Source organism: Spiroplasma endosymbiont of Colias croceus (assembly GCF_964020095.1).
Taxonomy (GTDB): Bacteria; Bacillota_I; Bacilli_A; order Mycoplasmatales; family VBWQ01; genus Spiroplasma_E.
The window spans coordinates 971,250-986,694 of the sequence record NZ_OZ026536.1; the positions used below are offsets into that span (position 1 = coordinate 971,250).

General features: G+C 19.7%; 24 protein-coding genes. 14 read left to right on the forward strand and 10 right to left on the reverse strand.

The annotated features are described in order from the left end of the window. From AACL24_RS06040 to AACL24_RS06060, 5 genes are all read right to left on the reverse strand, one after another. Nucleotides 1–1,149: a hypothetical protein gene (locus AACL24_RS06040; RefSeq protein ID WP_339049189.1), complete on the reverse strand. Its 1,149-nt coding sequence runs from the start codon at nt 1,147–1,149 to the stop codon at nt 1–3. Continuing rightward, entirely contained in the window at nt 1,061–2,446 is a 1,386-nt protein-coding gene (locus tag AACL24_RS06045; RefSeq protein WP_339049190.1) for a hypothetical protein, read from the reverse strand. The genes AACL24_RS06040 and AACL24_RS06045 overlap by 89 nt, the downstream gene beginning before the upstream one ends. A gap of 1 nt (nt 2,447) precedes the next feature. Beyond that, the gene (locus AACL24_RS06050) at nt 2,448–3,254 is read right to left on the reverse strand and encodes a hypothetical protein (protein ID WP_339049191.1); all 807 of its coding nucleotides are present in this window, start codon (nt 3,252–3,254) and stop codon (nt 2,448–2,450) included. Nucleotides 3,255–3,450: 196 nt separating this feature from the next. After that, the gene (locus tag AACL24_RS06055; protein WP_339045908.1) at nt 3,451–3,858 is read right to left on the reverse strand and encodes a transposase family protein; all 408 of its coding nucleotides are present in this window, start codon (nt 3,856–3,858) and stop codon (nt 3,451–3,453) included. Between the two features lie 23 nt (nt 3,859–3,881). After that, nucleotides 3,882–4,304 (reverse strand): transposase family protein, encoded by a 423-nt coding sequence (locus tag AACL24_RS06060; RefSeq protein ID WP_339045912.1) that lies wholly within the window; start codon nt 4,302–4,304, stop codon nt 3,882–3,884. Between the two features lie 96 nt (nt 4,305–4,400). Between AACL24_RS06060 and AACL24_RS06065 the strand changes: the two genes are divergently transcribed. Next, nucleotides 4,401–5,531, forward strand: coding sequence for a hypothetical protein (locus AACL24_RS06065; protein ID WP_339046406.1), 1,131 nt, complete (start codon nt 4,401–4,403; stop codon nt 5,529–5,531). On the opposite strand, the gene AACL24_RS06070 is transcribed toward AACL24_RS06065, so the two are convergent. Together AACL24_RS06070 and AACL24_RS06075 are read right to left on the reverse strand one after the other, a co-directional pair. Beyond that, nucleotides 5,532–5,771: a hypothetical protein gene (locus tag AACL24_RS06070; protein WP_339046328.1), complete on the reverse strand. Its 240-nt coding sequence runs from the start codon at nt 5,769–5,771 to the stop codon at nt 5,532–5,534. A gap of 111 nt (nt 5,772–5,882) precedes the next feature. Beyond that, nucleotides 5,883–6,176: a hypothetical protein gene (locus AACL24_RS06075; protein ID WP_339040929.1), complete on the reverse strand. Its 294-nt coding sequence runs from the start codon at nt 6,174–6,176 to the stop codon at nt 5,883–5,885. A 296-nt stretch (nt 6,177–6,472) separates the two neighbouring features. Between AACL24_RS06075 and AACL24_RS06080 the strand changes: the two genes are divergently transcribed. Continuing rightward, the gene (locus AACL24_RS06080; RefSeq protein ID WP_339046408.1) at nt 6,473–7,291 is read left to right on the forward strand and encodes an Mbov_0401 family ICE element transposase-like protein; all 819 of its coding nucleotides are present in this window, start codon (nt 6,473–6,475) and stop codon (nt 7,289–7,291) included. 173 nt (nt 7,292–7,464) lie between these two features. Here AACL24_RS06080 and AACL24_RS06085 read toward each other — a convergent pair whose 3' ends face one another. Then, complete coding sequence (locus tag AACL24_RS06085) at nt 7,465–7,872, reverse strand: transposase family protein (RefSeq protein WP_339045908.1); 408 nt, start codon at nt 7,870–7,872, stop codon at nt 7,465–7,467. Nucleotides 7,873–7,895: 23 nt separating this feature from the next. Continuing rightward, on the reverse strand, nt 7,896–8,318 hold the full coding sequence (locus AACL24_RS06090) for a transposase family protein (RefSeq protein WP_339046410.1): 423 nt from the start codon (nt 8,316–8,318) through the stop codon (nt 7,896–7,898). A gap of 125 nt (nt 8,319–8,443) precedes the next feature. On the opposite strand from AACL24_RS06090, the gene AACL24_RS06095 reads away from it, so the two are divergent. The 11 genes from AACL24_RS06095 to AACL24_RS06140 all read left to right on the forward strand — a co-directional run bounded on the left by AACL24_RS06095 (nt 8,444) and on the right by AACL24_RS06140 (nt 13,865). Further along, nucleotides 8,444–8,755, forward strand: coding sequence for a hypothetical protein (locus tag AACL24_RS06095; RefSeq protein WP_339049192.1), 312 nt, complete (start codon nt 8,444–8,446; stop codon nt 8,753–8,755). A 246-nt stretch (nt 8,756–9,001) separates the two neighbouring features. Beyond that, complete coding sequence (locus AACL24_RS06100) at nt 9,002–9,331, forward strand: transposase family protein (RefSeq protein WP_339046414.1); 330 nt, start codon at nt 9,002–9,004, stop codon at nt 9,329–9,331. Then, the gene (locus AACL24_RS15525) at nt 9,328–9,540 is read left to right on the forward strand and encodes a hypothetical protein (RefSeq protein WP_422398084.1); all 213 of its coding nucleotides are present in this window, start codon (nt 9,328–9,330) and stop codon (nt 9,538–9,540) included. Before AACL24_RS06100 ends, AACL24_RS15525 begins: the two co-directional genes overlap by 4 nt. Continuing rightward, entirely contained in the window at nt 9,522–9,719 is a 198-nt protein-coding gene (locus AACL24_RS06105) for a transposase family protein (RefSeq protein WP_339049399.1), read from the forward strand. Before AACL24_RS15525 ends, AACL24_RS06105 begins: the two co-directional genes overlap by 19 nt. A gap of 968 nt (nt 9,720–10,687) precedes the next feature. After that, nucleotides 10,688–10,813, forward strand: coding sequence for a hypothetical protein (locus AACL24_RS06110; RefSeq protein ID WP_339046416.1), 126 nt, complete (start codon nt 10,688–10,690; stop codon nt 10,811–10,813). Nucleotides 10,814–11,011: 198 nt separating this feature from the next. Beyond that, nucleotides 11,012–11,371, forward strand: a complete 360-nt coding sequence (locus AACL24_RS06115; RefSeq protein ID WP_339048698.1) for a transposase family protein — start codon at nt 11,012–11,014, stop codon at nt 11,369–11,371. 86 nt (nt 11,372–11,457) lie between these two features. Continuing rightward, nucleotides 11,458–11,865, forward strand: a complete 408-nt coding sequence (locus AACL24_RS06120) for a transposase family protein (RefSeq protein ID WP_339045908.1) — start codon at nt 11,458–11,460, stop codon at nt 11,863–11,865. A gap of 549 nt (nt 11,866–12,414) precedes the next feature. Next, nucleotides 12,415–12,852 (forward strand): hypothetical protein, encoded by a 438-nt coding sequence (locus AACL24_RS06125; RefSeq protein ID WP_339046418.1) that lies wholly within the window; start codon nt 12,415–12,417, stop codon nt 12,850–12,852. Between the two features lie 158 nt (nt 12,853–13,010). Continuing rightward, a complete protein-coding gene (locus tag AACL24_RS06130) occupies nt 13,011–13,229 on the forward strand; it encodes a hypothetical protein (protein WP_339046964.1) in 219 nt (72 codons plus the stop codon). Further along, the gene (locus AACL24_RS06135) at nt 13,219–13,434 is read left to right on the forward strand and encodes a hypothetical protein (protein ID WP_339047170.1); all 216 of its coding nucleotides are present in this window, start codon (nt 13,219–13,221) and stop codon (nt 13,432–13,434) included. The genes AACL24_RS06130 and AACL24_RS06135 overlap by 11 nt, the downstream gene beginning before the upstream one ends. A gap of 23 nt (nt 13,435–13,457) precedes the next feature. Continuing rightward, entirely contained in the window at nt 13,458–13,865 is a 408-nt protein-coding gene (locus AACL24_RS06140) for a transposase family protein (RefSeq protein ID WP_339045908.1), read from the forward strand. A 359-nt stretch (nt 13,866–14,224) separates the two neighbouring features. Here the strand turns inward: AACL24_RS06140 and AACL24_RS06145 are convergent, their stop codons facing one another. After that, the gene (locus AACL24_RS06145) at nt 14,225–14,455 is read right to left on the reverse strand and encodes a hypothetical protein (RefSeq protein WP_339046534.1); all 231 of its coding nucleotides are present in this window, start codon (nt 14,453–14,455) and stop codon (nt 14,225–14,227) included. Nucleotides 14,456–14,574: 119 nt separating this feature from the next. Here AACL24_RS06145 and AACL24_RS06150 point away from each other — a divergent pair, with 119 nt between their 5' ends. Continuing rightward, a complete protein-coding gene (locus AACL24_RS06150; RefSeq protein WP_339049193.1) occupies nt 14,575–15,438 on the forward strand; it encodes a hypothetical protein in 864 nt (287 codons plus the stop codon). The last annotated feature ends 7 nt before the right edge of the window (nt 15,439–15,445 follow it).

Consider the following 15,445-nt stretch of genomic DNA (forward strand, 5'->3'; position numbering starts at 1 on the left):
TTAAAATCTTTTGTTACAAATAAATTTTCTTGAAAATTTAATGAAGTTTTTTAATCATTCTGTAAAATTTTTAAAATTAGTAAATCCAGTTGGTTTAGCGTCCATAATATTATAAAATGTAGTTTCAGGATGACTACTTGTTGTTATTTTATCATTTATACCAGCAAGTAAACCACCATTATTTTTAATATCAGTTGTAGATTTTTCATTATTACCAGCAATAAATAATCTTCTTGAAGCAAATACTTTACTTTCAAATATTTCTTCATTATTTTGTTGAATAGGTTCTTGTCCTTGAATAATAGGTCTTCCATAATAATAACAACTTGATAATAATTCTAATCCATAACTTTGTCTATGACTATATCTTACTCCTATATCACGCATTAAAGTACGATTTAAAGTTACTTTTCCTTGTTGAATAGTAGGGAAAGCATAACCACTACCTGGGCTTGCATATTGTACAAAATCAAGTGTATTTTGACCAGTAGAAACTACTCTATCATTTAAACTACTAAAAGTTAATACTTGCATACTAAATGCACCATTATAAGGACTATAATAATTTGTTACATTTGAAATATATAATAATTGTCTATCTTGATTTTTACCACTATTACCACCAATATTTTCATTTTCATCATTAAATACTACAAAAAATTGTAAATAATCATCAATTGTAATATGTTCTTCAAACATTACTAAAGTATATTGTCTTTTTGTTTGTACTGTTTTAAATATTTGATTATTTGGTAAATTACTAAAATCAACACCACTTGTATCATCAATTAAATAAGCATTTCAATAATCACCAATTTTATATTGTTTTGTATAATATTGGTCTTGTGAAGACACTTTATGAGTTTTTTCATTAATTTTACCTTTATTTTTTTGATATATTTTTGTACTATTTTTTCAAATACATACAACTGGAGTAGTACCAGTTAATATTAATTCATATTGTCCAAAATCACTAATTTTACTATTAATTGGTTTATAACCAGTTTCAGTTAAAGGAATTGCTCCATTATTTATAACAAATGGAAATATTTTTCAATAACTACATCTCTTTATTAATTGTTGAGTTTGTTTTAATGCTAGATGTGCTTGTTTCATTAATTGAATTTTCATTGCGTTGCTTATTATCATTTGTATTATCTCCTAAATGTTTATTTAAAAATTTACTTTCTTCAATAATATGTTCTAATTTTTGTTTTGCCATTAATGTATCAATATTTTCATATAAACTAATTGCTTCAATTACTGATAATGTACCATTATTTAATCTACTATTAATTAATTCATCTTGTACTAATTGGTCAACCATAGCAATTGGTATAAATTCAAAACTATAAGGTCTTTCACCTTTACCATTTCAATATACTTTTCCATTTTCATCTTTAGAAGAAGTTACTAACATATCAAACATTCTATATAAATAAGTTGTATAATGTGTTATTTTTACTTCTGTTGTTTGCATATCAAATTTATTATTCATTAATGTTTTAGTTTTATTTTCATAATTAATTCCATTAAATTCATCATAATCATAACCAGCACCATTAAATATTTGTTTTGCTGTACCATTATAATCAAGTCAATATTCACCAAATTTTGGATTACCTTGTACAATATCAACTCCACCATTACCACCTTTTACATAATTTGCAGTAGTAATATTTAAAAATGCGTCTTTAATAATTGATTGAAAATCATCACTTAAATTTAAAGCTTTAAATTTTTCATTATCAATAATTCCATAAAATCTAGTTAAATTTAATATTCTTTCTTTTCTTTTTTGTTTAATAATATGTTGTAAATCTCATATTAAATTTCATACTGGTGCACAATCTGGATATGCATTCATTTGTGTACTATTACCATAAAAATGAATTTGTGGTAAATTTGTAATTTCAACAATTGGTAAATAACCAAATGGATTTTTTAATTCATATTGTTGTTTTAATTGACTTTCTGGTTTAATTTTTGATTTTGTACTACCTAATAAAATTTCTCTATTACCATTAAATATTTCAACTTTTACTTTTGAATTTTCTATTGTTACTCATGTTAAACTACCATTATCACTTTGTTCATTCATAAAAAATAATTCTGCTGATTGTTCTTGTTCATTAAATTTAGCAACACGTGACATAAAACTTGGACTTGGTAAAGTTAAACTTAATTCACCATTTTTAGTTAACATTCATATTAAAAAACATTTACCTAATAATGAATTTTGAATACCAAATTGATATAATTTTTCATTTCATTTATCTTTATCTTTTAATTTATTTAAAAAATTTAATAAGTCTTTATTTTCACTTTTAAATAATAAACCTTTACCTAATCATAACATTGTACTTTTATTTGCAATAATTCTAGGTATATCTAATTCTCAATTATCTTCATGTATACTAAAATATTCTGTTGGACTATAATTCATATTATCACTCCTTATTATTAATAAAACTATATTGTTTACCAAATTCAAATTTAGTTTTATTAATTAATAATTCATTATTTATTTGTTCAATTAATCATTTCATATCATTCATTAATGCATAACAATCACTATCTCAAGTATCATCATATAAATCTAACATTTTAGGTTCATTATTTGAATTTTCTATTTTAGATTTAGATAATCATTGAATTAAACTATATTGTCTTTTAGTTTCTGGACAATTATTTCAATCATAACTTAATATATTTTTAATTAATCCAGTAGTAGTAAAATCAATTCTATCTTTTAAATACATTACTGATTTATCTACTGGTTCAAAATTTAATCAATTCATATTTCTTTTATTTTTTTCTACATTTAAAACATCAATAAATGCTTGACCACCATTACCATAATCAACATAACAAGTAAAACCTTTAAACATAGCAAAATATTTTTGTGCTTCAATTAAATAATAATCAATAATACTATTTGCTAATTCATAAGTATTTTTAAAATACATTGCTGGTTGACCATTAATATTAGCATTACTATGATAAAATTCACTTACTTTATGTGCTCTTCTTCCATTATGATTTTCACCAATAAATCATAATGAAGCAGCAGTTGGATGACCACTACTACTTGTTGCCATACCTATATCTAATCCTCCAGTTATTTTAGAAACTTGAAAATCTAATTCAGTATTTACTTTATCTAAATATCTTGCAAATATAGCACCTTGTAAAACACTAGGTACACCATAATATCAAGATTGTGCTTTAATAGGGTCTAATACTTTGGACATATTCCGTAATTAAATTTAATTAATTGTCAATAAAATTGTTTTAAAACTATTTAGTGTTATTGAATATAGAAATAAATATTTTTTGAAAAAATAGTTTAAAAAATGAGTTTACATTTTAAACAAAAAATTGTTAATAATATTTTTATATTAACTCGATAAAAATTTAAATTTTAAAAAAATATTTTTAATCTTTTTTTTATTTTAATGGTTTTATTTTATTAAAAATTTCACAAAGTAAGTTAAATCTTAAGTACATAAGTCTAAATTTAGATTTTCTACATTTATTTACTAAAATTTTGAATCTTTTCAATCAAGCAAAGACATGTTCAACTTTAATTCTAATTTTAGATACAATCTTATTGTATTTTCTTTCTTGTTTAGTTAATTTTTTATTTTTAGTTCTTTTAATTGGTATTATTGTATTTTTATAAATATTTTGTATACCTTGATATCCTAAATCACCAATAATTATTGTTTTTTCTGAAAATTCAAGATTTGAATTTTTTAATATTTGAAAATCATGCACTTTACCATTATCAGCAAAAATATCAACAATTTTTTTATTAAAAAAATCATATACAATTTGAAATTTTATAGAATACATTCAACTTTTACCAGAAAAATATTCTAACTGTAGTTTTTTTTAGTTGGTCTTTCAATTTCAATCTCAGTTGAATCAATTAAATAAAATTGAAATTCATTTGAATTTTCTTGTTTTTTATCAATTTTTAATTTATATCTTTCTTTTAAAAATTGGTAATCTTTGTGGTTACTAAGTTTATTTTCTACTCAAGTAATATTTCGAAAACAACTTGATGGGCTCATTTTAGATTTAATACTCATTTGAAAAAAAGTATAATATTCTTTTCAGTATAATAAAGTCATCATTAATCTTTCTTCTACTGAAAGTTTATTTTTTCGACCTTTATTTTTTTCTAATTTTTCTATTTCAATTAATTTTTCTAACATTTCATTAAAATGAAAACGTTTTATACCAAAATATCTATAAAATTCTTCATTTTTTAATTTTTTTAAATTTTCAAAAATCATTTTTATCAACACTTTTCTAAATTTATTGTTAATAACAAAATTATAAAATAAATTTTAAAATTATTAATTGACTTTTAAAAAATTTAATTACGGAATATGTCTAAAGAAACAAGAAAAGAAGTAATTAATAATGCAAGAGTAACTGATACTTGATTAGGTTGAGAAATGGGTGGTATTTGAAATGGTAATTGACCATTAAAACATGAAATACATTTAGAAGATAAAAAAGTTTTATCTTTTAGTAATGAAGGATGATATGTTTATCTTGCAACTAATAATAGATTTAAAGATATTGCAATTGAAATACAAGATGCACCAAAAAATGATAGTTTACAACAATTATTATTAAACATGTTAAGTTATACATATAATTACAATAGAAATTTTGAAGGTGCTACATATGATGAAAAAACGGGTAAACCAACAAATAAAATAGCAGAATTACGTGATACATTTTCGGGGCAAAAACCTGACGAAATAATTACTAATTTATTTAAACAATGAGAGTTAGATTATCCAAATTATATAAATTTGCAACAAGTTAAAATATTTAAACAAGTATTTATTATGTTATCAAAATATATTTATTCAACTTTATCAATAAATAAAGGTTTGAATGATGATAATAAAATATTATTACCTTATTATTTTGAACTAAAATCAAGTCCAATAAAACCCAGTAAAAATGATATTTGACAATTTAAAGATATAAAAGTTATATTAAAATCTGAATATTTTGATTTTTCAGATAAGAATAATATTAAATTAAAAAATAATGATATTAGTCAAAATGAATTATTTAAACTTGATGATAATCAATTTAATTGATTATCTATTACAAATGAATTAGAAAGTAATAATATTCCATCATTAGTTCCTGCTGATTGAACACTAGCAAATGGAGAATATGGTAAATATTTTACACGATTAATTATTAATAAAAATAAACTTGAGAATACTTTAAACTTATATGGTTCAAATAAATCTCAATTATTTTCTAAATTAGAATTTTATGAAGAAATATTACAAATTGATAACAATAATGAATTTGATTTACAAATTAAAAAAGCAATTAATAATTTAAATCGTATTGAAATTAGTGGAATATTTGGTGCTGGTAATTATGATTTAATTTTAATAACTGATAAGCAAGAAATAAATTTAAAAAATATTAATCTATTTGATAAATATAACGAAAATATTTCTTATATAAATATTGAACTTTAATTATCAAAAATATCCATCAGGATAATTACCATCTCATGATATATCTATTCTTTCAAGAGTATTTCCACTATTATAAAATTCTGTTTTTTCAGGAGTATCAGAAAAATAAATTTTAAATTCATTTTTTATATCGACTGAAATACCATGAATATCAGACATTCATATTTTTTGAACACCTCATTCAACTTGTTTATGTGGAGTTAAAAAATATTTAACTCCACTAACATTATGGGTAAGCATCCCCCCATGATTAAACCTATTGTTCCAGTTGTAGCACCAGTTAGTGCTAATGCTAATGTTATTTTACTTAAATTTATTTTTATTCATGTTTTCATAATAAACTTCTCCTTTTTAATTTATTAAATGTTCTGCATTATTAATTTCGTCATCATTTTCTATTTTTTTAATATTTTCTAATAATTCAGGTACAAATCTATCTTCACATTCATCTGCATGTTCTTCACATGCAAAAATATTTGCTAATTCTTCGTCATCAATTACTACATGAACAATATTATCTGAAATATTATTACATCCTTTTCTTTGACAAATTACAATTTCTTCATCAAAATTATCATTCATTATTTTAAATTGTTTTTGTTTACTTTTTACCTTTTTTCGAACTTTACTCCTTTTTTTACTCATAAATTCTCCTTTTTTCCTTGATTTTACTTATAAATTGTACTATTTTTGATTATTTTTACAAGTATGCTTTTAAATGTAAAATAACGCCTAAATTAAAGGCGTTTATTTTGTGATACCTATACTATTAATTATATTGAAATTGTTTATTATATTTTAAATATGAAAGCATTTTTTAAAATAATTTTTATTTTATTTAAAATTACACTTATATATTTATATAATAATTAAGTAAATTAATTTTTTAAATATATTTACAATAAATTTAGATTTTTTTAAAATAGCTAGGAGAAGTAAAATTGAATTTTAATTATAAATGAACTTATAAAGAACAATATCCTAAAATTGATAAATTAATTTTAGAACATATAACAAAGAAATGAGAAAAGTGAGATTGAAGAATAAAAAATACAAGAGATAAAAAGAAATATAAAATTGTTGATTTTCAATATCGAACAAGAAAAACAATGTATGGATTAGTAACTTATAAAAGAAGAATTTATGAATATTTTGATGAAAAATTACAAAAATTAGTTCGTGTTTGTTTAGTTGATGAAAAAATGGAACTTCCAAAATATAAAAGAATTGGTGAAGATATCGAAGATACTATTATTGAAAATTTTGCTGATGGAAAAAGATATCGTGATATTTGTGCGATTTGTAAACAGGCAGGTATTAGTCTTAGTAGCGTTCATAGAGTTTTTAAAAATTTAAAAATAAATGAAGCAAATCCAGTAAAAGTAAAATTGGAAAAAAATCAACCTATTTTTGTAGCAATTGATGATGGACATCGAAAATTTTGAGATTTTAAACGTAAAGGTACAAAATACTCTATGAGATTAATAGTAACATATACAGATAATATTAATCATAAAGTACAAAATAAAAGAGTAAAAGCAATTATAAGAAAAACAAGAACTCCAATTGGAGTTAAAAAAACTGCTGAATTTGTTAAAGACCATTGTCAAAAATTTTATGAAAATATTGAACAAGCAAAAATTATTATTTGTGGTGATAGTGCAGGATGAATTAAAGAAGTTGCTGATTATTTAGGTGCACAGTTTGTTTTAGATAAATTTCATTTAGTTAGGACATATTCCGTAATTAAATTTAATTAATTGTCAATAAAATTGTTTTAAAACTATTTAGTGTTATTGAATATAGAAATAAATATTTTTTGAAAAAATAGTTTAAAAAATGAGTTTACATTTTAAACAAAAAATTGTTAATAATATTTTTATATTAACTCGATAAAAATTTAAATTTTAAAAAAATATTTTTAATATTTTTTTTATTTTAATGGTTTTATTTTATTAAAAATTTCACAAAGTAAGTTAAATCTTAAGTACATAAGTCTAAATTTAGATTTTCTACATTTATTTACTAAAATTTTGAATCTTTTCAATCAAGCAAAGACATGTTCAACTTTAATTCTAATTTTAGATACAATCTTATTGTATTTTCTTTCTTGTTTAGTTAATTTTTTATTTTTAGTTCTTTTAATTGGTATTATTGTATTTTTATAAATATTTTGTATACCTTGATATCCTAAATCACCAATAATTATTGTTTTTTCTGAAAATTCAAGATTTGAATTTTTTAATATTTGAAAATCATGCACTTTACCATTATCAGCAAAAATATCAACAATTTTTTTATTAAAAAAATCATATACAATTTGAAATTTTATAGAATACATTCAACTTTTACCAGAAAAATATTCTAACTGTAGTTTTTTTTAGTTGGTCTTTCAATTTCAATCTCAGTTGAATCAATTAAATAAAATTGAAATTCATTTGAATTTTCTTGTTTTTTATCAATTTTTAATTTATATCTTTCTTTTAAAAATTGGTAATCTTTGTGGTTACTAAGTTTATTTTCTACTCAAGTAATATTTCGAAAACAACTTGATGGGCTCATTTTAGATTTAATACTCATTTGAAAAAAAGTATAATATTCTTTTCAGTATAATAAAGTCATCATTAATCTTTCTTCTACTGAAAGTTTATTTTTTCGACCTTTATTTTTTTCTAATTTTTCTATTTCAATTAATTTTTCTAACATTTCATTAAAATGAAAACGTTTTATACCAAAATATCTATAAAATTCTTCTTTTTTTAATTTTATTAAATTTTCAAAAATCATTTTTATCAACACTTTTCTAAATTTATTGTTAATAACAAAATTATAAAATAAATTTTAAAATTATTAATTGACTTTTAAAAAATTTAATTACGGAATATGTCTTTAGAACATTATATCTTGGTATAATGGCTGGAAATAAAGAAAAATATTTAGAAGAATATAATCATTGTAAATATTTAATTAATAATGGTCAATATGAACAATTAATTAACTATTTATATAATCAATTAGATAATCATAAAAAATTAAAAAAACAATACTTTAAAAATAATAAAGAAGGTATTGAAAATCAAGGTGCAAAGTGAAATATTGGTTGTTTTACAGAAACTAATATTTGGCATGTTTTAAAAGAAATGCTTGGTAATAGAACATATAATATTTCAATTTATATTAAAATGGTTATTTTTAAATGTAATAAGATAAATTTTGAAACATAATTTTATATAAAAATTTCTAATTAAAAATATTTTAATAAAAAATAAATACTTTACATATACTTAATAAGTTAAGAATTTTTATTGTGTATAAATATTAAATTTATTTTAGTAATTTTTAAAATTAAGTATTTTAGTTGAAATATATTTTAAAAAATAGTAAGATGAATGTACAATTTCATAAAAATCCAAATTATTTCTTGTCTAAAATTATAATAAAAATATATAGATTTAATTTATTCCGGATTTTTGACAATCTCCCATGGTGGTACACCTAATAAATTATCATTAGAAAATCGTTTATTAATGACTTTAGAATATTGAAGAGAATATCGAACTTATTTTCATATTGCTAAAAGTTATGGAATTAGTGAAAGTAGTTGCTATAGGAATATCAAGTGAATAGAAAATACTTTAATAAAACATCCTGATTTTCAACAACTTGATGGGCAAAAATCACTGTTAAATAATAATTTTAAAGATAAAACAGTTATCATTGATGTGACTGAAAGTACTATTCAACGCCCAAAAAAAGTCAAAAACAATATTATTCAGGAAAAAAGAAAAAACATACAATAAAAACTCAAGTCATAATTGAAAAAGATAGTAAAAAAATTATAAGTTCTTATTTTTCTTATGGTAAAAATCATGATTTTAAAATTTTAAAAAATTCAAAAACGAAATTTTTATCAGAAACAACTATTTTAGTAGATTTAGGATATCAAAGTATACAAAACATACATAAAAATGTCTTATTACCTAAACGAAAATCAAAAAAAACCCTTTAACTAAAGAAGAAAAGAAAAATAATAAGGCTATTTCAAAAATGAGAGTTTTTATTGAACATGTTTTTGCGATTCTTAAAAAATTTAAAATTATTAGTGAAAAATATCGAAATAGAAGAAAAAAATTTGCATTAAGATTTAATTTAATAGCTTCAATTTATAATTTACAATTATTAATTTAAATATATTTGATAATTTAATATTTTATTTTTTTATTTGAAATAATAATTTTTGTTGTATTTTAATGACAAAAAATAAAACATATTTTGAACAATAATTTTTAAAAAATATTAAAAGTGTTATTAAAATAAATTTTTAAACTTAAAAAATGTGATTAATATCATAGTTTTGCAAGAAGTCTAATAAATAAATTGGTCCCATATCACGCGCTCAACTATCTTGATATTTAATATCGATTAATTTGATAGTTGGATCTAATAGTTTGCGAGCTTCATTTCAATTACTTTTATTAATAATAATTTTTACTGGTTCATGCTTATTGATTGAGTTAGCTATTTTTGCAAAAACAGTTCGTGCTGGTTGACATTCTTTTTGTTAATTATCTTTCATAAGCGGTCAAATCATTCATGTGCCTTTATGTTCTATTGATTCAATTGGGGCAAAAAAACCATCTTTTTTTGGTGTTGATGTTAATAATTTGCTCATAATTTCCTCCCCCTTTAAGTAGTACTATTTATAATAGTGGATTTATGTAACCCCTATTCTATATATAAATAGTATTTTTATTATAAAATATTTTATTTACAAAATAAAATTTATTTCATAATAAAAGTGTTAAAATTAATTGAATATGATTTTATTTATCATTTTAATTAGTAAAATTAATGTAATATAAAGTATGATTTTTGTATATTATTTGTAATACATTTTATACATGCTATTATTTAGCAATAGTTTATCTCAAATATTAGAGATAAACTATATGCATTATTATAGGTAATTAACAAGAGATTTTAGAAATTGTTAATTAACTTTTTCAAATAAATTATAACTAATTTATTTTAGAATTGTTCCTTTGCTTATTTTAATGAAAATTTAAAATAAAAAATTCAAAAAAATATGTTTTTCAAGCACATTGTTTTATTTTTAATAAAATAAATGGGTTTTTTATTTGAAAGGATGTAAAAAAGTGCCTACAGAAATTCAAGAAATAGGTTCTGATAATAAAAAGCAAAAAAATATTAAGGATTTTAGAAAAGAAATAACTTCTAAGATTACAAGTGCAAAAATAGAAAAAAATATTGCAAACAATTAATAAAAACAATTAATAGTGATGACCTTACTATATTTTTTAATAGTTTAATTAAAGCAGATTCATTACTTTGCTTTTTAAATATTGTTCATCATCTTTAGACATATTCCGTAATTAAATTTTTTAAAAGTCAATTAATAATTTTAAAATTTATTTTATAATTTTGTTATTAACAATAAATTTAGAAAAGTGTTGATAAAAATGATTTTTGAAAATTTAAAAAAATTAAAAAATGAAGAATTTTATAGATATTTTGGTATAAAACGTTTTCATTTTAATGAAATGTTAGAAAAATTAATTGAAATAGAAAAATTAGAAAAAAATAAAGGTCGAAAAAATAAACTTTCAGTAGAAGAAAGATTAATGATGACTTTATTATACTGAAAAGAATATTATACTTTTTTTCAAATGAGTATTAAATCTAAAATGAGCCCATCAAGTTGTTTTCGAAATATTACTTGAGTAGAAAATAAACTTAGTAACCACAAAGATTACCAATTTTTAAAAGAAAGATATAAATTAAAAATTGATAAAAAACAAGAAAATTCAAATGAATTTTAATTTTATTTAATTGATTCAACTGAGATTGAAATTGAAAGACCAACTAAAAAAAACTACAGTTAGAATATTTTTCTGGTAAAAGTTGAATGTATTCTATAAAATTTCAAATTGTATATGATTTTTTTAATAAAAAAATTGTTGATATTTTTGCTGATAATGGTAAAGTGCATGATTTTCAAATATTAAAAAATTCAAATCTTGAATTTTCAGAAAAAACAATAATTATTGGTGATTTAGGATATCAAGGTATACAAAATATTTATAAAAATACAATAATACCAATTAAAAGAACTAAAAATAAAAAATTAACTAAACAAGAAAGAAAATACAATAAGATTGTATCTAAAATTAGAATTAAAGTTGAACATGTCTTTGCTTGATTGAAAAGATTCAAAATTTTAGTAAATAAATGTAGAAAATCTAAATTTAGACTTATGTACTTAAGATTTAACTTACTTTGTGAAATTTTTAATAAAATAAAACCATTAAAATAAAAAAAATATTAAAAATATTTTTTTAAAATTTAAATTTTTATCGAGTTAATATAAAAATATTATTAACAATTTTTTGCTTAAAATGTAAACTCATTTTTTAAACTATTTTTTCAAAAAATATTTATTTCTATATTCAATAACACTAAATAGTTTTAAAACAATTTTATTGACAATTAATTAAATTTAATTACGGAATATGTCCTTTATAAAGAATTATTTTCTCTTTATAATAATAAAAAGTTTTTAATATTTGATGAACTTTTATTAGAAAATTTAATAGATTCATTAGAATGAATTGAGAAAGAACAGCAAATTTTTAATGAAGAACATAACTTAATTATTGAATTAAAAAATATAGTTAAAGAATCATTTCCAGAGCAATATTTTGAAATTATAAAATTTAAACAAGAACAAGCACGAATTAATTTTGATTACTTTTTTCCTGAATTAAAAATTCCTGATAATGCGATTAATTTTTGAAAACAAATTATACAAGAAGAAAATCTAGAACAGTTTTTATCAGTAGAGTGAAAAGAAAAAATTGCTGAGTTGTGTAATGTTTTTATTAATTTTGAAAAAAATATTAAAAAATTTAAAATTATTGTTGAAAATTATCAAGAATTTATTTTAAATCATAAAAGAAATCTAGAAAAAGTTAAAGAATGTAGTGATCAAGTAGTATTAGTTAGTAATGTTATGAAAAGAAAACAATTTTTAATTGATTTAGAAGATTATAATAATGAAAATTACTATAATAGTTTTCAAAAAAAATTATCAAAAAGTATAAATGAATTAAAAAATTTTATTAATAATATTGAAGATTCTAAGATAATGAATTACTATTATCAATTTCTTATTTTTAATAGTACTGAACAATTTGCAGCAGATAGTTTAGAATGAAATATTAATAGAATATGTGATGCTATCAATAATGAATTTACTATATTAGACTTCTTGCAAAACTATGATATTAATCACATTTTTTAAGTTTAAAAATTTATTTTAATAACACTTTTAATATTTTTTAAAAATTATTGTTCAAAAGACATATTCCGTAATTAAATTTTTTAAAAGTCAATTAATAATTTTAAAATTTATTTTATAATTTTGTTATTAACAATAAATTTAGAAAAGTGTTGATAAAAATGATTTTTGAAAATTTAAAAAAATTAAAAAATGAAGAATTTTATAGATATTTTGGTATAAAACGTTTTCATTTTAATGAAATGTTAGAAAAATTAATTGAAATAGAAAAATTAGAAAAAAATAAAGGTCGAAAAAATAAACTTTCAGTAGAAGAAAGATTAATGATGACTTTATTATACTGAAAAGAATATTATACTTTTTTTTCAAATGAGTATTAAATCTAAAATGAGCCCATCAAGTTGTTTTCGAAATATTACTTGAGTAGAAAATAAACTTAGTAACCACAAAGATTACCAATTTTTAAAAGAAAGATATAAATTAAAAATTGATAAAAAACAAGAAAATTCAAATGAATTTCAATTTTATTTAATTGATTCAACTGAGATTGAAATTGAAAGACCAACTAAAAAAAACTACAGTTAGAATATTTTTCTGGTAAAAGTTGAATGTATTCTATAAAATTTCAAATTGTATATGATTTTTTTAATAAAAAAATTGTTGATATTTTTGCTGATAATGGTAAAGTGCATGATTTTCAAATATTAAAAAATTCAAATCTTGAATTTTCAGAAAAAACAATAATTATTGGTGATTTAGGATATCAAGGTATACAAAATATTTATAAAAATACAATAATACCAATTAAAAGAACTAAAAATAAAAAATTAACTAAACAAGAAAGAAAATACAATAAGATTGTATCTAAAATTAGAATTAAAGTTGAACATGTCTTTGCTTGATTGAAAAGATTCAAAATTTTAGTAAATAAATGTAGAAAATCTAAATTTAGACTTATGTACTTAAGATTTAACTTACTTTGTGAAATTTTTAATAAAATAAAACCATTAAAATAAAAAAAATATTAAAAATATTTTTTTAAAATTTAAATTTTTATCGAGTTAATATAAAAATATTATTAACAATTTTTTGCTTAAAATGTAAACTCATTTTTTAAACTATTTTTTCAAAAAATATTTATTTCTATATTCAATAACACTAAATAGTTTTAAAACAATTTTATTGACAATTAATTAAATTTAATTACGGAATATGTCCTAATAATAAATCTACTGCTTTTGATATTGGATCATTATTATTAATATTTTGCTTTTTAGCCATCTGTAACTCAATCTTTCTAGTCATTTAATTATATTTACTAGAATTAATTAAACATAGTTATTTTTGTAAGTTACACAGATTACTAAACATTACCTTAATTTTCTTGTATCTTTTTTTTCAATGGTTTTGAAATAATTTTTCTATTTGAAAAAACTGTTGATGTATTTTTAGTTGGTTGTTCAACAGCTATTATTTTAGTAGTAGATGTAGTAGTTTGATAATTAGTAGTGGGGTAGTACATATAGTTTGAATCCATAGTTTGTAAATATTGATATTCATTATCAAAATTATTACTAAAGAATTTAATACAGCAGTTTCATAACATTTTCTTTTTTCCTTTTCTTTTTGAATATTTGAACACTATCTAAAACTAAATAATTGCATTATTTAATTTTAATAGTTTATAATTATAATAATAACAAAGTTTATTTAAAGGTGAATATAATGTTACGTAGTAGTAATATTTTAAAAATTAATAGTATTAATAATTTTGAACAATTATTTATTTTTTTTGGTTTACCAGTTCTTTTTTTACTTTTAATTATGAAATTAACTTTTTTAATTACTATTAATTTTCATAAAAATAGTATTAATAATAAAAAAATATTTAATAAAACAAAAATCATTATTCTTCAATTTAGTTTATGATTTTTAGCACAATTTTGTTTATTTTTATTACCAGTTCAAGAAATGGTAATTAATATTAATTTTTTAGATTTAGAAAGTTTACCAATGCTATCATTGATTTCGATTTTACATTTATTTATTTGTTTTAGTTTTTTAAGCCGTAATAATAATCAAATTATGAAAGTGATGCGTTTTACTATTTTGTGAATTATTATAATTGCTATTATTTTACAATTTAATTTTACTATGATTAAAATATCATTACCATCAATAAATAACTTTATTTCAGTACTAATTTTAGTGTTCTTTTACTATTGATTAGGTTTCTTTTCATGAAAAATGTTTAGTGATAATTTATTTACAATTTTTAATTTAATTAAAAAAACTTGAGTAACATTATTTAGTAATTCTTCATTACCCAATATTATTAATAAACAATTTCCAGTAAAAGCATATACTAAAACTAAAATTATCATTTTAACATGGCAATTTAAAAAACAAATGTTTACTAATTTTGACCACCAAGTTTCTATTACTGATAATAATAAAAAACTTTTAATTGCTATTTTTAAGAAGAATTTAACTTATTTTTTAAGTGCCCAATTAACACTACTTATTACTAAAACTATTCAAGATTTAAAAACTTTAATTAATGGTTGAAAAATGGCTTTAATTCAATAACTTTTTT